This window comes from Streptococcus porcorum, assembly GCF_053203725.1.
The window spans coordinates 1-1,156 of the sequence record NZ_JBRUDG010000070.1; the positions used below are offsets into that span (position 1 = coordinate 1).

At 35.7% G+C, this 1,156-nt stretch carries 1 protein-coding gene; it reads left to right on the forward strand.

Features of this window, described 5'->3' with window-relative positions:
- The first annotated feature begins 187 nt into the window (after window positions 1–187).
- Entirely contained in the window at window positions 188–997 is an 810-nt protein-coding gene (locus ACVRWY_RS09555; protein ID WP_002294509.1) for an ANT(9) family aminoglycoside nucleotidyltransferase Spw, read from the forward strand.
- Window positions 998–1,156: the final 159 nt, after the last annotated feature.

Below are 1,156 nucleotides of genomic sequence, written 5' to 3' on the forward strand. Positions count from 1 at the left end.
TTACTCAAAAATGGATAGACAGCAGTTTTGTAGCTTATATTGGCTCAAACATATAATAAACCGAAAGAAAATCTTGAATCAAAATTTTGGATGGCGTTAATTTACAATACAACGAAAGATGTTTACTCTTTTTTTATAAATTTTAAGAGGCGTTAAAAAACAGTTTTCAGACGAAAGGAGATCGAAGTTGAGTATAGATTTAAGTAACAAAAAAATTCCGAAAGAAGCAATTCAAGCATTAAAAACTATAGCGGAACTACTTGATAATATGTTAATTGGGGTGTATTTGTATGGTTCGGCAGTAATGGGTGGTTTACGTATGAATAGCGATGTAGATATTTTGGTAATAACAAATCAAAGTTTATCTGAAAAAACTCGAAGGAATCTTACAAATAGGTTAATGCTTATATCTGGGAAAATAGGAAACATAAAAGATATGAGGCCTCTTGAAGTTACGGTCATAAATCAAAAGGATATTGTCCCTTGGCATTTCCCCCCCAAATATGAATTTATGTATGGCGAGTGGCTAAGAGAGCAGTTTGAAAAGGGAGAAATTCCTGAGTCGACTTATGATCCGGATTTAGCAATACTTTTAGCACAACTAAGAAAAAATAGTATTAACCTTTTGGGACCAAAGGCAACAGAAGTAATTGAGCCTGTGCCAATGACAGATATTCGAAAAGCAATTAAAGAATCGTTGCCCGGGTTGATAGCTAGCATTAACGGTGACGAACGCAATGTGATTTTAACTTTAGCCAGAATGTGGCTGACAGCATCTACTGGTGAAATTCGCTCAAAAGATCTGGCAGCTGAATGGGCGATACCTCAATTACCCGATGAGCATGCTACTTTACTCAACAAAGCGAGAGAGGCTTATTTAGGAGAGTGTGTTGACAAGTGGGAAGGAATGGAATCTGAGGTGGCTGAACTCGTTAATCATATGAAAAAGTCTATAGAGTCTTCCCTTAATATCCAATTACCTTTTCGAATAGTTTAAATATAACAAAGACTAGTTGTTAATGTGCATTATTGATTGCTTCGATATGTTCCCCCATATATCAGTTTCTTAAAAAATAATCAAAATACCGTTGATACGTTCCCGCGAACGAAAGGGTTAAAAATCAGCTTAAGACATCAATGCCATCAACTCGAGCCA